General features: G+C 64.8%; 17 protein-coding genes. 15 read left to right on the top strand and 2 right to left on the bottom strand.

Annotation, left to right across the window (positions count from 1 at the left end; translation table 11 throughout):
* Positions 1-96 precede the first annotated feature (96 nt).
* The 3 genes from F4827_RS05655 (at position 97) to F4827_RS05665 (ending at position 3,042) form a co-directional block, all read left to right on the top strand.
* Positions 97-1,074 (top strand): MurR/RpiR family transcriptional regulator, encoded by a 978-nt coding sequence (locus F4827_RS05655; protein ID WP_183722652.1) that lies wholly within the window; start codon positions 97-99, stop codon positions 1,072-1,074.
* Positions 1,075-1,093: 19 nt separating this feature from the next.
* Positions 1,094-2,584 carry an amidohydrolase family protein gene (locus F4827_RS05660; RefSeq protein WP_183722654.1) on the top strand — a complete coding sequence of 497 codons (1,491 nt, stop codon included), beginning with the start codon at positions 1,094-1,096 and terminating at the stop codon, positions 2,582-2,584.
* Between the two features lie 68 nt (positions 2,585-2,652).
* Entirely contained in the window at positions 2,653-3,042 is a 390-nt protein-coding gene (locus tag F4827_RS05665; RefSeq protein WP_027815644.1) for a RidA family protein, read from the top strand.
* 45 nt (positions 3,043-3,087) lie between these two features.
* Here F4827_RS05665 and F4827_RS05670 read toward each other — a convergent pair whose 3' ends face one another.
* Positions 3,088-3,408 carry a helix-turn-helix domain-containing protein gene (locus F4827_RS05670; protein ID WP_183722656.1) on the bottom strand — a complete coding sequence of 107 codons (321 nt, stop codon included), beginning with the start codon at positions 3,406-3,408 and terminating at the stop codon, positions 3,088-3,090.
* A gap of 5 nt (positions 3,409-3,413) precedes the next feature.
* Positions 3,414-3,881: a type II toxin-antitoxin system RelE/ParE family toxin gene (locus F4827_RS05675; protein WP_311735575.1), complete on the bottom strand. Its 468-nt coding sequence runs from the start codon at positions 3,879-3,881 to the stop codon at positions 3,414-3,416.
* A 358-nt stretch (positions 3,882-4,239) separates the two neighbouring features.
* On the opposite strand from F4827_RS05675, the gene F4827_RS05680 reads away from it, so the two are divergent.
* The 12 genes from F4827_RS05680 to F4827_RS05735 form a co-directional block, all read left to right on the top strand.
* Positions 4,240-5,193 (top strand): IclR family transcriptional regulator, encoded by a 954-nt coding sequence (locus F4827_RS05680; RefSeq protein ID WP_183722658.1) that lies wholly within the window; start codon positions 4,240-4,242, stop codon positions 5,191-5,193.
* Entirely contained in the window at positions 5,190-6,200 is a 1,011-nt protein-coding gene (locus F4827_RS05685; RefSeq protein ID WP_183722660.1) for a 2-dehydro-3-deoxygalactonokinase, read from the top strand. Before F4827_RS05680 ends, F4827_RS05685 begins: the two co-directional genes overlap by 4 nt.
* Positions 6,201-6,236: 36 nt before the next feature.
* Positions 6,237-6,923, top strand: a complete 687-nt coding sequence (locus tag F4827_RS05690) for a 2-dehydro-3-deoxy-6-phosphogalactonate aldolase (RefSeq protein ID WP_183722662.1) — start codon at positions 6,237-6,239, stop codon at positions 6,921-6,923.
* Complete coding sequence (locus F4827_RS05695) at positions 6,920-7,696, top strand: SDR family oxidoreductase (RefSeq protein WP_183722664.1); 777 nt, start codon at positions 6,920-6,922, stop codon at positions 7,694-7,696. The genes F4827_RS05690 and F4827_RS05695 overlap by 4 nt, the downstream gene beginning before the upstream one ends.
* 177 nt (positions 7,697-7,873) lie before the next feature.
* Positions 7,874-8,875, top strand: a complete 1,002-nt coding sequence (locus F4827_RS05700; RefSeq protein ID WP_183722666.1) for an arabinose ABC transporter substrate-binding protein — start codon at positions 7,874-7,876, stop codon at positions 8,873-8,875.
* Positions 8,876-8,974: 99 nt separating this feature from the next.
* Complete coding sequence (gene araG / locus F4827_RS05705; RefSeq protein WP_183722668.1) at positions 8,975-10,486, top strand: L-arabinose ABC transporter ATP-binding protein AraG; 1,512 nt, start codon at positions 8,975-8,977, stop codon at positions 10,484-10,486.
* A gap of 23 nt (positions 10,487-10,509) precedes the next feature.
* Positions 10,510-11,538 (top strand): L-arabinose ABC transporter permease AraH, encoded by a 1,029-nt coding sequence (araH, locus tag F4827_RS05710; protein WP_183722670.1) that lies wholly within the window; start codon positions 10,510-10,512, stop codon positions 11,536-11,538.
* A 19-nt stretch (positions 11,539-11,557) separates the two neighbouring features.
* Positions 11,558-12,358, top strand: coding sequence for an SDR family NAD(P)-dependent oxidoreductase (locus tag F4827_RS05715; protein ID WP_183722672.1), 801 nt, complete (start codon positions 11,558-11,560; stop codon positions 12,356-12,358).
* A complete protein-coding gene (locus tag F4827_RS05720) occupies positions 12,355-13,260 on the top strand; it encodes an SMP-30/gluconolactonase/LRE family protein (protein ID WP_183722674.1) in 906 nt (301 codons plus the stop codon). Before F4827_RS05715 ends, F4827_RS05720 begins: the two co-directional genes overlap by 4 nt.
* A gap of 381 nt (positions 13,261-13,641) precedes the next feature.
* On the top strand, positions 13,642-14,736 hold the full coding sequence (locus F4827_RS05725; RefSeq protein WP_183722676.1) for an aldose 1-epimerase: 1,095 nt from the start codon (positions 13,642-13,644) through the stop codon (positions 14,734-14,736).
* Positions 14,737-14,893: 157 nt separating this feature from the next.
* On the top strand, positions 14,894-15,709 hold the full coding sequence (gene pyrF, locus F4827_RS05730) for an orotidine-5'-phosphate decarboxylase (RefSeq protein WP_183722678.1): 816 nt from the start codon (positions 14,894-14,896) through the stop codon (positions 15,707-15,709).
* 558 nt (positions 15,710-16,267) lie between these two features.
* The coding region (locus tag F4827_RS05735; RefSeq protein ID WP_260184424.1) for an ESPR-type extended signal peptide-containing protein at positions 16,268-17,982 on the top strand (1,715 nt) is incomplete at its 3' end.

Genomic DNA, 17,982 nt, shown 5'->3' on the forward strand with positions numbered 1-17,982 from the left:
GACTCGGTGATAGTACACAAAGTACCATCTCTGCGTGAAATGTTATTTATTAACAGAAGCCTCTCCGCGATCCCCTCTGAATCTTGCCCGACTCCCATGAATTCCGCCGTTGAGCCAGGCCGCTTTGATATCGTCGCGCGCATCGCACAATGCGTGCCGGATCTGCGTCCTGCCGAGCGCGACGTCGCCGCGCTGATCCTCGACGATCTTGCCGCCGCCGCGCGTGCGAGCATCGGCGAACTGGCGCAGCGCGCGGGCGTGAGCGTGGCGTCGGTCACGCGCTTCGCCAAGACCGTCGGTTGTCAGGATGTCCGCGAACTCAAGCTGCGCCTCGCCCAGGCGGCGGCGGTGGGCGAGCGCTTCCTGCGCGCCGTGCCGGCCGTTGCCCGCAAGCAGGAGGGCGAAGGCAAGGGCCGGCGCCGCAAGCAGCGCGCCGCCGAAGCCAGCGTCGAAGACGCAAGCGCCGACGTCTCGCTGGCCACGCGCGTCTACGAGGAGATTCACGGCGCGCTCGCGCGCAATCACGAACTGCTGCGCCAGGCGCCGTTCGCGGATGCCGCCGCGGCGCTCGCCAACGCGCGCATGATCTACGTGTTTGGCATGGGCGGCGGCTCCAGCGCGCTCGCCGACGAAATGCGCTTTCGCCTCGTGCGGCTGGGGCGGCCGGTCGCGTCATATCAGGACAGCCTGCTCCAGCGCATGGTCGCGAGCACGCTCGCGCCCGATTGCGTGGTCGTCGCGCTTTCCGTTACCGGGCGCGTGCCGGAACTGCTCGACGCGTGCCGCATCGCGCGCGATTACGGCGCGAAACTGATTGCGCTGACCGCGCCCGCGTCGCCGCTGGCGGCGCTCGCCGACTGGCTCGTGCCGATCGTCGCGAGCGAGACCGATTTCATCTACAAGCCGTCGTCCTCGCGTTACGCGATGATGATGGCGCTCGACGTGCTGGTGACCAAACTCGCCATGTCGCAGCCCGAGCAAAGCCGCGAATTGCTGCGCCGCATGAAACACACGCTCGACGCGCATCGCGGCACCGCCGGGCGCGGGGGCGAGCGACAACCGCTAGGCGATTAAGACCGACAGGAGACTTGCCATGCATTCGCATCCCGAAGCCGCCGACACCTTGATCGTGGGCGCCATGCTCTATGACGGCACCGGCGCGCCGCCCGTCGAGCGCGACGTTGCGCTGCGCGACGGCCGAATCGTCGCCATCGGCAACCTGTCGAACTGGCTCGCCGAAGAGGTGATCGATGCCGAAGGCCGCGCGCTCGCGCCCGGTTTCATCGACGTGCATACGCACGACGACACTTATGTGATCCGCGCGCCAGAGATGCTGCCCAAGATCAGCCAGGGTGTGACGACGGTGATCGTCGGCAATTGCGGTATTAGTGCGTCGCCGGTGTCGCTCAAGGGCGATCCGCCCGATCCGATGAATCTGCTCGGCGCGCGCGACGCGTTCCAGTACCCGACCTTCTCGGCCTATGTGGACGCGGTGAACGCGGCGAAGCCCGCCGTGAACGTGGGCGCGCTGATCGGCCATACGGCGCTGCGCAACAATCACCTCGACGATCTCAAGCGTGCAGCCACGCTCGAGGAAGTCGAGGCGATGCGCGCGCAACTCGAAGAAGCGCTGCTGAACGGCGCGCTCGGTTTGTCGACGGGGCTTGCGTATGGATCGGCGTACGAAGCGTCCACCGAGGAAGTCGCCACGCTGGCGGAGCCGCTCGCGCTCGCGGGCGCGCTCTACACCACGCACATGCGCACCGAATTCGACGCGATTCTCGACGCGATGGACGAGGCGTATCACATCGGCAAGCACGCGCGCGTGCCGGTGATCATTTCGCATCTGAAGTGCGCGGGGCCGTCGAACTGGGGGCGCAGCGAGGAAGTGCTCGCCTCGCTCGACGGCGCGCGCAAATATCAGCCGGTGGGCTGCGACTGCTATCCGTATAGCCGCAGCTCGTCGACGCTCGATCTCAAGCAGGTGACGGGCGACATCGACATCACGATCACGTGGTCGACGCCGCATCCCGAGATGGCGGGCAAGCTCATCAAGGACATCGCCGCCGAGTGGGGCGTCTCGCAGCAGGAAGCGGGCAAGCGCCTGCAGCCGGCGGGCGCGGTCTATCACAACATGTCCGAGGAGGACGTACGCCGCATCCTCTCGCATCCGGCGACGATGGTGGGATCGGACGGTTTGCCGAACGATCCGCTGCCGCATCCGCGCCTGTGGGGCGCGTTTGCGCGCGTACTCGGCCATTACGTGCGCGACGCGCAATTGCTGCCGCTCGAAGAGGCGGTGCGCAAGATGACGGGGCTCAGCGCGCGGCGCTACGGGCTCGCGCAACGCGGCGAGGTGCATGTGGGATGGCACGCCGATCTGGTGCTGTTCGATCCCGCGAAGGTGCGCGACGCCGCCACCTTCGACAAGCCGCAACAGGTGGCCGAAGGCATCGACGCGGTGTGGGTGAACGGCGTGCTGTCGTACCGCGACGGGCAGCCCACGGGCGAGCGCGCGGGCCATTTCGTCGCACGCGGGCCGCGTGAGGCGAACGCGGCGGGCGCCGAAGCCGCGGCGTTTTAGATACTGAATTTCGATCTTCGGCGCGCCATGCTTCGCACGCGCGCCGCACGAACTCAAAGGAGCAAACGATGAAACGATATGGAGTGGAAGGCGGCAAGGGCCAGGGCGGTCAACATCTGCCGTTCGCGCGCGCGGTTGAAGCCGATGGCTGGCTGTTCGTCTCGGGCCAGACGCCGATGGAAAACGGCGAAGTGATCAACGGCGGCATCGTCGAGCAGTCGCACAAGACCATCCAGAACGTGTTCGCCATCCTCAAGGAGGCCGGTTACGGCCCGGAGCATGTGGTGCGCTGCGGCGTGTGGCTTGACGATGCGCGCGACTTCCAGTCGTTCAACAAGGTGTTCCGCGAGTACTTTGGCGATCATCCGCCCGCACGCGCCTGCGTGCAGTCGAGCATGGTGATCGACTGCAAGGTGGAAGTGGATTGCGTGGCGTATAAGGCGCCGGCGGGGAAGTAAGCCGCGCGTAGGGCGTTGTGCGTGCTGTGTGAAACGGCCGCCCGGTTAGCGGGTGGCCGTTTTTTCTTTTGCGTTCGAATGGCGCGGGGTGCCTTCGTGAATGCGCAATTCGATTTTCATGCCTGCGGTCGCGGCCATGTTGACGAGCATGTCAATGCCGAAGCGGTCGATTTTGCCGCGCATGAGATCCGAGACGCGCGGTTGCGTCACGCCGAAAAGTAGCGCAGCCTGCGCCTGCGTCATCTTGTGGCGCTTGATGTGCTGTTCGAGCGCGAACATCAACTGGCAGCGCAGTTCCATGTTAGCCGCGTCGCCGGGCGTGTCTTCAATGGCATCCCACACGTTGTCGAACGTTTCGATCTTCAAGGTCTTTACTCCTGATTGCGAATGTCCCGATATCGACGTGCGGCGAGCGACATATCGGCGAAGGGAATCTTTTCGGTCTTCTTCTGGAAGCAATGCAGCACATAGATCGCGTCGCGAAACGCGGCCACGTAAAGCACACGATACGCCTTGCCGCTTTCACGAATGCGGATTTCCCGCGTGCCCGGCCCGACAGGATTGACGGGCTTCCAGTCGTCTGGATCCTGCCCGCCTTGCACGAGGCGGATCTGCCGTCCCGCCTCCTTGCGTGCCTTGACAGGAAAGGCCTGAAGATCCGCAAGCGCGCTGCCGCAGAACCGCACGCGCTTTTCAAGTTTTAGACTATACAAAATTTTATATGCCCTCCGGAGCTTTGAGCGACCCCGCCGTACAACGGGGATGACATGGCTCAACTCTCTGCAAGGACGGACGATTGCGCCCTCGATTCGATCAAGGTCGACTGCAGCGTTAGCCACCCGGCCAGGCTCTTGGAACGCGTAAATTCCCAATATATGAGCGACCCCATCACATATTGGAGATCTCGGAAAAACCGCCCTACAATCCGTTCCATCCGATCCGACGTGCATCCGCAGTCCGGAAGAACGCGCGTCAGGACATCGGCCAGACACTAAAGAAAAGCCCGCAGCCGCGCCTCCGCTGCGCTCCAGCGGGCAAAACCGGAGACGTTTGCCATGTTCCAGCCCGCGAAGTGCGCGGCCGTCCGCCGTCCGCCGTCCTGCGCCAAAGCGCGCCGCCGCAACCCGAACCATGGCCCGCGCGCCGTCGTCTGACGCCGCGCGTTCATCTCCCGTCTTCTTCCAGATCGACCTCGCCATGAACAAAGCGATGTCCCCGAATCTCGCCGAGCGCCTTGACGGCATCGACGCCGCCCCGGCGCAGAATACGCCGCAAACACCGCAAGCGCCTTCGCACACCAAGGCCCACGCCGCCGGCGACGAAATCGTCGGCTTGCCGGGCACGCTGCTCGACGGCGCGTCGCAAGCCGGCACGCAGACGCTGCTGCGCGGTCTCGCGATCCTCGAAGCCGCCGCTGCGGGCGTGCGCGATCTGCGCTCGTTTGGCGCGGTGCTCGGCACCACGCGCAGCACCACGCACCGGCTCGTGTCGAGCCTCGTGCAGGCGCGCTATCTGCGTCAGGTGCAGGGCGGTTATCTGCTCGGCCCGAAGCTGATCGAGCTGGGCACTATCGCCCTCGAACAGATGCCGCTCACGACGGTCGCGCGTACCCACCTCGAAGCGCTCGCGAACGCCACGCTCGACACGATTCACCTCGGCGTGCGCGATGGCGACGACGTGCTCTATATCGACAAGATTCCCGGCCAGCGCGGGCTGGAAATGCGCTCGCGCGTGGGGCACCGCATGCCGCTCGCGTCCACGGGCATCGGCAAGGCGATGATGCTCGACCTCTCGCCGCAATCCTGGCGCGATCTGTTCGAAGCGTCGCGGCGCACCCTCGCGGGCGTGAGTTTCCGACCCGATCACAGCCTCGAACCCGAGACCTTCCTCAAGCGCATGGCCACGTATGCGGCGGGCGGCTACACGTTCGATCTCGAGGAAAACGAAATTTCGATCCGTTGCGTGGCCGCGCCCGTGCGCGACGCCTCGGGCGCGATCGTCGCAGCGCTTTCGGTGGCGAGCACGATTCCCTATATGCCGCTCGAACGCATGGACGAGCTGATCCCGGTCGTGCAGCGCGAGGCGCGCGCGATCTCGCAGGAACTCGGCTGGCGCGCGCCGCAGCCCACCACGCGCAGGATTCGCCGATGACCGGCCGCACCACAGAACAGCACATGGAAAACGGCAAACACAGTGCGGCGGCGCTGATCGCGCTCGACTGGGGCACGACGTCGCTGCGCGCGTATCTCTTCGATGCGGCGGGCAAGGTGCTCGATACGCGCGTGTCGACAGCGGGGATCATGAATCTGCCGGTGCCCGCCGAACAAGGCGGTTTCGACGCGGCCTTCGAAGAAGCGTGCGGTGTATGGCTCGCGCAGCAGCCGGCGCTGCCGGTGCTGGCGGCGGGCATGGTCGGCAGCGCGCAGGGCTGGGTGCAGGCGCCATACGTGGAAACGCCCGCGGGCGAAGACGCGCTGGTGGCCGGCATCGTCAAGGTGCGTACGCAAGGCGATGCGGAAATGGCCGTCGTGCCGGGCGTGCTGGAACCGGGCGCGCTGCCCAATGTCATGCGCGGCGAGGAAACGCAGATCTTCGGCGCACTGAGCGCGTCGGCCGGACTGCAGGCACAGGACACCGCGCTGATCGGCCTGCCGGGCACGCACGCGAAATGGGCGGTGGTGGAAGGCGCACGCATCGCGCGTTTCTACACCTTCATGACGGGCGAGGTCTACGCGGCGCTGAAGGCGCACACGATCCTCGGCCGCACCATGAAACTGCCGGCCGCGCCCGACACGGCCGCGTTCCTGCGCGGCGTGACGGTGGCGCGCGAACACGGCAACGCGGGGCTGCTGGCGACCGCGTTCAGCACGCGCACGCTGGGCCTTACCGACCAACTGGCCGCCGACGAGCAGCCCGACTATCTGTCGGGTCTCGTGATCGGCCACGAACTTGCCGGACTCGAAGCCGTGCTGGCGCGTCGCGACGTGGCGCTGGCAAGCTGCGCGCCGCAGCTGATCGGCGCCGATGCCTTGTGTGAACGCTATCGCCTGGCGCTCGCGCAATTCGGCTGCAACGGCGCGCAGATCGTGCGCGAAGCCACCGAGCGCGGCCTCTGGCGCATCGCGGTGCGCGCGGGCCTCGTCAACGTGGCCGCCTGAGGCGCCACGAACACACGCAAAACACAGGACACGCACATGCAACCCGAACTGAACCTGCCCGCTCCGTACACGCCTCACGCGGGCTTCGTCGCCGCCTTCGCCGCGTGCCGGATGGTCGCGATCGTGCGCGGCATCAAGCCCGCCGAAGCCGCCGAGCATGGCCGGGCGATCTATGAGGCAGGCTTCCGGATCATCGAGGTGCCGCTCAATTCGCCGTCGCCGCTGGAGAGCATTGCCGCGCTGCGCGCGACGCTGCCCGCCGACGCGCTGATCGGCGCGGGCACGGTGCTGTCGACCGAGCGCGTGCGCGACGTCAAGGCCGCGGGCGGCGAGCTGATCGTGATGCCGCACGCCGATACCGAAGTGATCCTCGCCGCGAAGTTGCAAGGTCTCGCCTGCGTGCCGGGCGTCGCCACGCCCACGGAAGCGTTCGCTGCGCTCAAGTGCGGCGCGGACGGCCTGAAGATGTTCCCCGCCGAACAGCTTGGCCCCGAAGTGACGAAGGCCTGGCGCGCCGTGATTCCCACCGTCGTGCCGCTGCTGCCGGTGGGCGGCGTGAAGCCCGACAACATGGGCCCGCAACTGGCGGCGGGTGCGAGCGGTTTCGGCCTGGGATCGGCGCTCTACAAGCCGGGCCAGGACGTGGCGGCGACGCGCGCCAATGCGCTCGCGTTTATCGCGGGCTGGAGCGAAACGGTGCGCGCGCAAGGGGCGAAGGCGTGAATCGCCTGACGGGCAAGGTCGCACTCGTGACCGGAGCGGGACGCGGCATCGGCGCAGCGATTGCGCGCGCGTTCGCCGCCGAGGGCGCGGCGGTCGTGCTGGCCGAACTCGATCTCGACACCGCGCAGGCCACCGCCCGTGAAATCGCGCAGGCTACCGATGCGAAAGTGCTCGCCGTGCGCACGGACGTGACGCAATCCGCTTCGGTACAGGCGGCGGTGAGCGAAGCGGAAAAGGCCTTCGGCCCGGTCGATGTGCTGGTGAACAACGCGGGCATCAACGTGTTCGCCGATCCGCTCACGATGACCGACGACGACTGGCGGCGCTGCTTCGCCGTCGATCTGGACGGCGTGTGGAACGGCTGCCGCGCCGTGCTGCCGGGCATGGTCGAGCGCCGTGCGGGCAGCATCGTCAACATCGCCTCGACACACGCGTTCCAGATCATTCCGGGCTGCTTCCCGTATCCGGTGGCCAAGCATGGCGTGATTGGCCTCACGCGCGCGCTTGGCATCGAATACGCGCCGAAGAACGTGCGCGTGAACGCCATCGCGCCGGGTTACATCGAAACGCAGCTCACGCACGACTGGTGGAACGCGCAGCCGGATCCCGCAGAGGCCCGGCGCGCGACGCTCGAATTGCCGCCGATGAAGCGCATCGGCAAGCCGGAAGAAGTGGCGATGACGGCGGTGTTCCTCGCCTCGGACGAAGCGCCGTTCATCAACGCCAGTTGCATCACCATCGATGGCGGGCGCACGGCGCTGCATCACGAATAAACGCAGTACAGAAGTAGAAGCACGCAGTAAAACGTAGCACCAAAAAAGCAGCACGAAGGCAACACAAGGTAGCAAGACATCGCATCACTTTCGCCGTGGCGCTGGCCGCGCGCGGGCGAAGGCAGAACAAGCGGCCGTTACCCTTCCCGTGACTGAAGAAGACAGGAGACTGACACCATGCAACGCAGGATTTTCCTCACGCTGATCGCCGCCGCGACAACCGCTGTGCTCGTCCAGGCGCCCGTCGCGCAAGCCGCCGATCCGGTGAAGATCGGCTTTCTCGTCAAGCAGCCCGAAGAGCCGTGGTTCCAGGACGAATGGAAGTTCGCCGAAGCCGCCGCGAAGGAAAAGGGCTTCACGCTGGTGAAGATCGGCGCGCCCTCGGGCGAAAAGGTGATGAGCGCGATCGACAACCTGGCCGCGCAAAAGGCCCAGGGCTTCATCATCTGCACGCCTGACGTCAAGCTTGGGCCTGGCATCGTCGCCAAGGCCAAGGCCGACAGCCTCAAGATGATGACGGTGGACGACCGCCTCGTCGACGGCGCGGGCAAGCCGATCGAGTCGGTGCCGCACATGGGCATCTCGGCGTACAACATCGGCAAGCAGGTGGGTGACGGCATCGCCGCCGAAATCAAGAAGCGCGGCTGGGACATGAAGGACGTCGGCGCGATCGACGTGACGTACGAGCAACTGCCGACGGCGCATGACCGCACCAGCGGCGCGACCGACGCGCTGGTGGCCGCAGGCTTCCCGAAGGCGAACATCATCGCCGCGCCGCAAGCCAAGACCGACACCGAAAACGCTTTCAACGCCGCCAACATCGCGCTGACCAAGAACCCGCAGTTCAAGCACTGGGTCGCTTACGGCCTGAACGACGAAGCCGTGCTGGGCGCGGTGCGCGCAGCGGAAGGCCGCGGCTTCAAGGCCGACAACATGATCGGCATCGGCATTGGCGGTTCGGATTCGGCGCTCAACGAGTTCAAGAAGCCGAACCCGACGGGCTTCTACGGCACCGTCATCATCAGCCCGAAGCGCCACGGCGAGGAAACCTCGGACCTGATGTACGCGTGGATCACGCAAGGCAAGGAACCGCCGAAGCTCACGCTGACGACCGGCATGCTGGCCACGCGCGACAACGTGGAAAGCGTGCGCCAGCAGATGGGTCTCGCTTCGAAGTAAGCGCTGTCTGGCGGTAGTCGAGTGGGTTGTTTGGTGTTTCCCGCTGCGGCGCGCTCCCACGGAGCGTGCCGCAGCGCATCGAAATGAGAGGAAACCGAAGTGTCAGCGACACTGCGTTTTGACAATATCGGCAAGGTGTTTCCAGGCGTGCGCGCGCTCGACGGCGTGTCGTTCGACGTGAATGCGGGCGAAGTGCATGGCCTGATGGGCGAGAACGGCGCGGGCAAGTCGACGCTGCTGAAGATTCTCGGCGGCGAATATCAGCCCGATTCGGGCCGCATCCTGATGGACGGCAACGAGGTGAAGTTCGCTGATGCGGCCGCATCGATCGGCTCCGGCATCGCCGTGATTCACCAGGAACTGCAGTACGTGCCCGATCTCACCGTGGCCGAAAACCTGCTGCTGGGCGCGCTGCCCAATGCGCTGGGCTGGGTGAAGCGCGGCGAGGCGCGCAAGTTCGTGCGCGAACGGCTGGCGGCGATGGGCGTCGATCTCGATCCCGCCGCGAAGCTGCGCAAGCTGTCCATCGCGCAGCGCCAGATGGTGGAAATCTGCAAGGCGCTCTTGCGCAATGCGCGCGTGATCGCGCTCGACGAGCCGACCAGTTCGCTCTCGCACCGCGAGACCGAAGTGCTGTTCAAGCTCGTGCGCGAACTGCAGGCGGATAACCGCGCGCTCATCTACATCTCGCACCGCATGGACGAGATCTACGAGCTGTGCAACGCCTGCACGATCTTCCGCGACGGCCGCAAGGTGGCCTCGCACGAAAAGCTCGCAGAAGTGAAGCGCGAAACGCTCGTGCATGAAATGGTGGGCCGCGAGATCAGCGACATCTACAACTACACGCCCCGCGAGCATGGTCAGGTGCGTTTCGCGGTGCGCGGCGTCGAAGGCCATCCGCTGAACGAGGCGGCCAGCTTCGAGGTGAAAGCGGGCGAGATCGTCGGTTTCTTTGGCCTCGTGGGCGCGGGCCGCAGCGAGCTGATGCAGCTGATCTACGGCACGCACAAGCGCCGCGCCGGAGAGATCGAACTGGACGGCAAGCCGATCCGCGTGAAAAGCGCGAGCGACGCGATCCGTCACGGCATCGTGCTGTGCCCGGAAGACCGCAAGGAACAGGGCATCGTTGCGATGGCAACGGTCTCGGAGAACATCAACATCAGTTGCCGCCGCCATTTCCTGCGCGCGGGCGTGTTCCTCGATCGCAAGAAGGAAGCGGAAACGGCGGACCGCTTCATCAAGCTGCTGAAGATCAAGACGCCGAGCCGTCGCCAGAAAATCCGCTTTCTGTCGGGCGGCAACCAGCAAAAAGCGATTCTGTCGCGCTGGCTTGCCGAACCGGACCTGAAGGTCGTGATTCTCGACGAGCCGACGCGCGGCATCGACGTCGGCGCGAAGCATGAAATCTACAACGTGATCTACCAGCTCGCCGAACGCGGCTGCGCGATCGTGATGGTGTCGTCGGAATTGCCGGAAGTGCTGGGTGTGTCGGACCGCATCGTGGTGATGCGCGAAGGCCGCATTTCGGGCGAGTTGCCGCGCAGCGCGGCGAGCGAACACACGGTACTTGACCTCGCGCTGCCCAAGCGCGCGCAGGCCAAGGCTGCATGAGTGGACGGGGAGGAGTGACTGAAATGCAAGCAAATGAAAACCTGGCGGCCGAGTCTGCCAACAGCGCCGCCAAAAGCGTGGCGGACGCGCTGATTCCGAGTTCCACCGACAAGCAGAAGTGGTGGCAGCAGATCACCGAATACAGCCTGATCGTGATTTTCGCGGTCATGTTCATCGTGATGTCGCTGACCGTCGATCACTTCTTCTCGATCGAGAACATGCTGGGCCTTGCGCTGTCGGTCTCGCAGATCGGCATGGTGGCCTGCACGATGATGTTCTGTCTCGCCTCGCGCGACTTCGACCTTTCGGTGGGATCGACGGTGGCGTTCGCGGGCGTGCTCTGCGCGATGGTGCTCAACGCCACGGGCAATACGTTCATCGCCATCGTCGCGGCGGTGGCGGCGGGCGCGGCGATTGGCTTCGTGAACGGCGCGGTGATCGCGTATCTGCGCATCAACGCGCTGATCACCACGCTCGCGACCATGGAAATCGTGCGCGGTCTGGGCTTCATCGTCTCGCACGGCCAGGCCGTGGGCGTGTCGTCGGATACCTTCATTGCGATGGGCACGGTGGCGTTCTTCGGCGTGCAATTGCCGATCTGGGTGACGCTGTTCTGCTTTATCGCGTTCGGCGTGATGCTCAATCAGACCGTGTACGGGCGCAACACGCTGGCGATCGGCGGTAACCCGGAAGCGTCGCGTCTGGCCGGTATCAAGGTCGAGCGCACGCGCGTGTGGATCTTCCTGATCCAGGGCGCGGTGACGGCGCTCGCGGGCGTGATTCTTGCCGCGCGTATCACCTCGGGGCAGCCGAATGCGGCTGAAGGCTTCGAGCTGAACGTGATTTCCGCGTGCGTGCTGGGCGGCGTCTCGCTGCTGGGCGGCCGTGCGACGATTTCGGGCGTGGTGATCGGCGTGCTGATCATGGGCACGGTCGAGAACGTCATGAACCTGCTCAATATCGACGCGTTCTATCAGTACCTCGTGCGCGGTGCGATCCTGCTCGCGGCGGTGCTGCTCGATCAGTTGAAGAACCGCGGCGCGCGCGATTAATTCCATCGGGAGTGTTGAGATGTCGTCTCCGGCCAACGCCAGCGCGCATCACGCGCACGAAAGCTACGCGCGCTATCCAAGCCTTAACGGTCGCGTCGTCCTGATCACGGGCGGCGCGACCGGCATCGGCGCATCGTTCGTCGAGCACTTCGCGGCGCAGGGCGCGCGCGTGGCGTTCTTCGATATCGACGCGAGCGCGGGCGAAGCGCTTGCCGATGAACTTGGTGATTCGCTTCATAAGCCTTTGTTCGCGGCAGTCGATCTCACCGATATCGCCGCCTTGCGCGCGGCGATCGCCGATGTGAAGGCGGCGCTCGGCCCGATCGAGGTGCTGGTGAACAACGCCGCGAACGACAAGCGTCACACGCTCGCGGATGTCACGCCCGAATTCTTCGATGCGGGCATTGCCGTGAACGTGCGCCATCAGCTGTTCGCGGCGCAAGCCGTGGCCGAAGACATGAAGGCCGCGAAACAAGGCTCGATCATCAATCTTGGCTCGATCAGCTGGATGCTCAAGAACAGCGACTATCCGGTCTATGTGATGAGCAAATCGGCGGTGCAGGGGCTGACGCGCGGTCTTGCGAAAGACCTCGGCCAGTTTGGCATCCGCGTGAATTCGCTGGTGCCGGGCTGGGTGATGACGGACAAGCAGCGCCGCCTGTGGCTCACCGACGAAGGCCGCGAGAACATCAAGCGCGGCCAGTGCATCGACGCCGAACTGCTGCCCGAAGACCTGGCGCGCATGGCGCTGTTTCTCGCCGCAGACGACAGCCGCATGATCACCTCGCAGGACATCGTCGTCGATGGAGGCTGGGCATGAGCGCGCCGCACGACGAAGTCGCGCAACTGCTAGTCCACGCAAAAAACACGCTGGGCGAAGGCGCGACGTGGTGCTCGCGCAGCGCGCGCCTTTACTGGACCGATATCGAAGGCGCGAGTCTTTCGCGCTACGACAGCGCGGACGGTTCGCATCGCATCTGGCCGATGCCGGAGCGTCTTGCGTGCTTTGCGCTGTGCGAAGACCCGAACCGCATCCTGATCGGCCTGGCTTCGCGGCTGGCGTTTTTCGATCTGGAAAGCGGCGAGATCACGCCCATCGTCGATGTCGAACCGGGTCTGCCCACGCGTTTGAACGATGGCCGCTGCGATCGTCAGGGGCGCTTCGTGTTCGGCACCAAGTACGAGTTGAAGCCGTTCGAAAAGATCGGCGGCTTTTATCGTCTCAATCACGATCTCACGTTGGAGAAACTGCCGCTGCCGGTGGCGGCGATCTCCAACAGCATCGCTTTCAGCCCTGACGGCGCGACCATGTATTACGCCGATTCGCTCACGCGCGAGATTCGCGCCTGCGACTACGGCGCCGATGGAACGATTGCAAACGATCGTCCGTTCGTGCGCGTGCCCGACCACGAAGGCGAACCGGACGGTTCGACCGTCGACAGCGAGGGCGGCCTCTGGAACGCGCAGTGGGGCGGTGAATGTGTCGTGCGCTACGGCGCCGATGGTTTGGAAACCGAGCGCGTAAAGATTCCCACGGCGCAGCCAAGCTGCGTTACGCTCGGCGGAGCGAATCTGACGGCGCTTTATGTGACGAGCGCGCGTGACGGTCTTGACGACGAAGCTCTGGCGCGCGAACCCCACGCCGGCGGCGTGTTCGTGGCGCAGACGGGACGCGTTGGACTCGCCGAACCGTTGTTTCAGGGCGTGCCGCCGCTTCGATAAGGAGCCTTGCCGCGCGGCCAGGCGTGCCGGAAAGCGGCGATCGGCGTTGCAGTCTGGCAACAGTCGCTTGGCAGTGCGCTCAGTTTTTCAGTACACCATTACACCAGTACGCATGACAGAAGGGCGAAGACAAGAAGCGGCAGCAACACGATGGGGGCAAGTGCATGAGTATTACCCCAGCGTGAGTGACAAGCCGCCGGTGCGCTGCCATCGCTCAACGTGAAGGCGGCAACAGTTAAGCCTCTCCAGGAGCCGCTTATGAGCGTCGCGAATTCCGCTGTGCTTCAAACAGCTCGAACCCATACATCTCCTGGCATGGCATCGGCGAGTCGCGCCGATGTCGCTGCCGCCACACCTCAAGCAGACACGCCCGGAGCCGGTATGCCCGCAGCCGGTACGCCCGCAGCCGCGCGCCGCGCGCGGCTCGAAGCCGCCACGCATCCCGTGATTCCGGGCCCCAGCACATCGGCGGTTGCGATCGGCGCAGCAGGTACAAGCGACGTGCCCTGCGTGACACTGGCCAACGCGTGGCTACGCCTAGACGTTGCGCCGCAACTGGGCGGCGGCATCACGCGTTTCGACTGGCGCTGCGAAGGCGTGCTCGAACCGGTGTTCCGTCGCTGCGAGCAGGTGAGCGCGCGCATGGACCCGAACCAGCTCGCCTGCTATCCGCTGCTGCCGTATTCGAACCGCATCGGCGCGGGACGCTTTCAGTTTGGCGGCCGCGACATCGACGTGCCGCGCAACCGCGCCGGCGAGCCGTTGCCGATTCACGGCGACGGCTGGCTCGCGCCCTGGAGCGTCGATCACGCCGAACGCGACACCGTGCGCCTCGTGCTCGACCGCAGCACGGGCGAGCCGTACGCCTATCGCGCGGCGCTGACCTACGCACTCGACGGCGCGACGCTCGCGATGACGCTCGAAGTCGAGAACACGGGCCGTGACGCGCTGCCGTTTGGGCTGGGCGTCCATCCGTTCCTCGCGCGCGACGCCAGCACCGAGCTTTCCGCACCCGCGAGCGGCCTCTGGCTTTCGGGGCAGGACTGGCTGCCGGTGCGCCATGTGCCCGCGCCGCCTGCCTGGCAATTTGGCGTGGCGTATCCGTTGCCGGATCAGCTCGTGAATCACGCTTTCAGCGGCTGGAGCGGCCGCGCAGCGGTGGTGTGGGAGCGCCGCCGCCTGTCGCTGTCGATCTGCGCGGACACCAGCTACTATGTGCTCTACACGCCGCCGGGCCAGGACTTCTTCTGCTTCGAGCCGGTCGATCACCCGATCAACGCCGTCAATCTGGCGGGCGGCGGCGGCGCGCACGGCATGACCGTGCTCGCGCAAGGGGAGCGGCTCGCGCGGCGTTTTTCGTTTAGCGTCGAACGCATGGACATGCGCGAGGCGGCCAGCCCGCATCGCGCTGGCGCGCGCGGGCGCGTGGGCGGGCGCGGCGGCAAGGGCGCGCGCTCGCGTCAGACGGCGCTTTAAGGGTTTTTCATCAGAGGATTGAGCGCGCGGCGGCTGCGCCTCGCGCGCGCTCGGCGCGCGTCTGTTCGTGCGCGCGGGCCGCGTCTGTCAGGGCGGGTAAAATACGCTCCGTTTTCTCTCGTTTTCTCTCCTCAGCGGCCCGCCGCGAGCACTCATCATGACTTCCTTCATCCAGACCCTTGGCGCCGCCTGGCAGCGCACCGGCTCGCTGCTGTGCGTCGGACTTGATCCCGAGCCGACGAAATTCCCGGCAGCGCTCAATGGCCGCAGCGACGCGATTTTCGAATTCTGTCGCGATATCGTCGACGCCACCGCGCCCTACGCGTGCTCGTTCAAGCCGCAGATCGCCTACTTCGCCGCACATCGTGGCGAAGACCAGCTCGAAGCGCTGATCGCCCACATCCACGAAAAGCATCCGGGCCTGCCCGTGATCCTCGACGCCAAGCGCGGCGACATTGGCAGCACTGCCGAGCAATACGCGCGCGAAGCCTTCGAGCGCTTCAAGGCGGATGCGGTGACCGTCAATCCGTATATGGGCTTCGATTCGATCGAACCGTGGCTCGAACACAAGGGCAAAGGCGTGATCGTGCTGTGCCGCACCTCGAACCCCGGCGGTTCCGACCTGCAGTTCCTTGACACGGCAGGCCGTCCGCTCTATCAGGTCGTGGCCGATCTGGCGGCGAACAAATGGAACGCCAGCGGCGAACTCGGCCTCGTAGTGGGCGCGACCTTCCCGAAGGAAATCGAAACGGTGCGCGGCATCGTCGGCGACATGCCCTTGCTGATTCCCGGCATTGGTGCCCAAGGCGGCGACGTGGAAGCGACCGTGAAGGCAGGCCGAACCGCGAACGGCACCGGCATGCTCATCAATTCGTCGCGCGCGATCATCTACGCGAGCAAAGGTGAGGATTTCGCGCAGGCGGCTGCAACGGCTGCCCAGAAGACGCGCGACGGGATTAACACGTACCGCTGAGCCGACATCTGACAGTTGCCGGCGATCCTTTTATCGATCGTCGGCACTTATTTAGAACTTTCCTAACATTCCCTCACGATTCCAGACGATTTCCCGGTGCAACGCCGAGAAATTAAGAGTCGTCTGATTCGTCCTGCTATTCCCCCTTCGTAATATCCCATCCGTCGTGGCAGGAAGCGCGTGCGCGCCAGGACGCGCCGGCGAATCGTTCGTGCGCATGACCCGATCCGTCGTCCATCAACGTGCCCGTTCATTCATCTAGCCGGGTAGCTCGACGTTTTCCTCACTGCAACGCGCCAGTCTTCCGACCTTGTCCGCCAAAGCCCAAAACCTGCCCCGCGAATCGAATTCCTCCGATTGGTTCGGTCCTCCATGGAGCAGACACTAGGTACGTGGGATTCGAGCCATGACGCCGCCAGAGAACGCTGGCGCAAGCGCGATTCCAGCAAGCATTTTTCGAGGTAGTCGTTGCACGCGGCGGACTTGAAAGCCGACTAAGGCGGGAACGGAAGATCCGCCAAATTTTCTAGAACTTCATAGTTTATTAAGGATTGCAAAATGAACAAGGCGTATCGTTCGGTCTGGAACGAGTCGACACAGACATGGGTGGCGGCGCAGGAGAATGCCATGGGGCGCGGGAAGCGCTCGTCCAGCAAGGCCGTGGTTGCCCTGAATGCGGCGGTCTTGCTTGGAGTGGGTGCGCTCGCGGCTTCCGAAGCCAATGCAGGCACTGTCTCGGATGGCACCAATGCCGTGATTTCGGATTCGTTCTCCGGAACTTGTGCGGGCGCGCCGTCCGCGACTGAAACGACGAATGGCGGATCGTCGTTCGCGATGGGTTGTGCGGCATATGCGTACGGCAACAACGTGATGGCGTTCGGTTCGCAGGCGACGGCCTCTGGGTCCGGAGCGACTGCTTTTGGTTCAAATACCAGGGCACTCAACAGCGGTGCGGTTGCCTTTGGTGTGCAGAGTCTCGCGAGCGGAACGTTTTCTGCAGTGGTGGGTTCGTGGTCCAGCGCAACCGGAAACTATTCGACCGCATTGGGCCAGTGGGCCAAGTCATCGGCAAATGCAGCTGTGGCGATCGGGTATCAAGCCGTTGCTTCCGCCTCGAACGGTATTGCGATCGGCAGTAGCGCGGCCGCTTCGACGGCCAACTCGGTGGCTTTGGGCAACAACGCGGTTACGGGCACGGCGGTCAACGTGTCGAGCGGCGTGATCGGCGGTACGACCTACAACTATGCGGGCGCTACGCCGACCGGCGTAGTGAGCGTGGGTTCGGCAGGGCAGGAGCACCAGATCACGAACGTGGCGGCTGGTCAGGTGACGGCATTGAGCACGGACGCGGTGAACGGCTCGCAACTCTACGCGACGAACACGCAGGTCACGACCAACGCTAGCAACATCACGACGCTGCAAGGCCAGGTAACGACGCTGCAAGGCAATGTGACGACGCTCCAAGGCAATGTCACCACGCTTCAAGGTAACGTGACGACTTTGCAAAGCCAGGTCACCACGCTACAAGGCAACGTGACAACGATGAATGGCCAGATCACTAACATTCAAGGCAAGCTGGCCGATGCTGTGCTGTACGACTCGTCGTCGCACAACTCGGTGACGCTGGGCGGTTCGGGCGCAAGCGCACCGGTCGGTCTGCATAACGTCGCGAATGGCCAGCTCAACGCGACCAGCACGGATGCCGTGAATGGCTCGCAGCTGTACGCGACGAACACGAATGTGTCGAACCTCGCGGGTAGCGTGACGAACCTCGCGGGCAATGTGACCAGCATGCAAGGCGATATCACGAACATCAACGGCAAGCTCAACGATGCCGTGCTGTACGACTCGTCGTCGCACAACTCGGTGACGCTGGGCGGTTCGGGCGCAAGCGCACCGGTCGGTCTGCATAACGTCGCGAATGGTCAGCTCAACGCGACCAGCACGGATGCCGTGAATGGCTCGCAGCTGTACGCGACGAACACGAATGTGTCGAATCTCGCGGGTAGCGTGACGAACCTCGCGGGCAATGTGACGACCATCAACGGTCAGATCACCAACATGCAAGGCCAGTTGGCCGATGCCGTGCTGTACGACTCGTCGTCGCACAACTCGGTGACGCTGGGCGGTTCGGGCGCAAGCGCACCGGTCGGTCTGCATAACGTCGCGAATGGTCAGCTCACCGCGACCAGCACGGATGCCGTGAATGGCTCGCAGCTGTACGCGACGAATACCACCGTGTCGAATCTCGCGGGTAGCGTGACGAACCTCGC

The organism is Paraburkholderia bannensis, assembly GCF_014200455.1.
In the GTDB taxonomy this organism is placed as follows: domain Bacteria; phylum Pseudomonadota; class Gammaproteobacteria; order Burkholderiales; family Burkholderiaceae; genus Paraburkholderia; species Paraburkholderia bannensis_A.

Bases quoted from the DNA above. Each gene is read 5' to 3' on its own strand.
- F4827_RS05715 (WP_183722672.1), top strand. From the start codon at position 11,558: ATGTCGTCTCCGGCCAACGCCAGCGCGCATCACGCGCACGAAAGCTAC.
- F4827_RS05665 (WP_027815644.1), top strand. From the start codon at position 2,653: ATGAAACGATATGGAGTGGAAGGCGGCAAGGGCCAGGGCGGTCAACAT.
- F4827_RS05700 (WP_183722666.1), top strand. From the start codon at position 7,874: ATGCAACGCAGGATTTTCCTCACGCTGATCGCCGCCGCGACAACCGCT.
- F4827_RS05685 (WP_183722660.1), top strand. From the start codon at position 5,190: ATGACCGGCCGCACCACAGAACAGCACATGGAAAACGGCAAACACAGT.
- F4827_RS05720 (WP_183722674.1), top strand. From the start codon at position 12,355: ATGAGCGCGCCGCACGACGAAGTCGCGCAACTGCTAGTCCACGCAAAA.
- F4827_RS05660 (WP_183722654.1), top strand. From the start codon at position 1,094: ATGCATTCGCATCCCGAAGCCGCCGACACCTTGATCGTGGGCGCCATG.
- F4827_RS05690 (WP_183722662.1), top strand. From the start codon at position 6,237: ATGCAACCCGAACTGAACCTGCCCGCTCCGTACACGCCTCACGCGGGC.
- F4827_RS05725 (WP_183722676.1), top strand. From the start codon at position 13,642: ATGCCCGCAGCCGGTACGCCCGCAGCCGCGCGCCGCGCGCGGCTCGAA.
- pyrF (WP_183722678.1), top strand. From the start codon at position 14,894: ATGACTTCCTTCATCCAGACCCTTGGCGCCGCCTGGCAGCGCACCGGC.
- F4827_RS05680 (WP_183722658.1), top strand. From the start codon at position 4,240: ATGAACAAAGCGATGTCCCCGAATCTCGCCGAGCGCCTTGACGGCATC.
- araH (WP_183722670.1), top strand. From the start codon at position 10,510: ATGCAAGCAAATGAAAACCTGGCGGCCGAGTCTGCCAACAGCGCCGCC.
- F4827_RS05655 (WP_183722652.1), top strand. From the start codon at position 97: ATGAATTCCGCCGTTGAGCCAGGCCGCTTTGATATCGTCGCGCGCATC.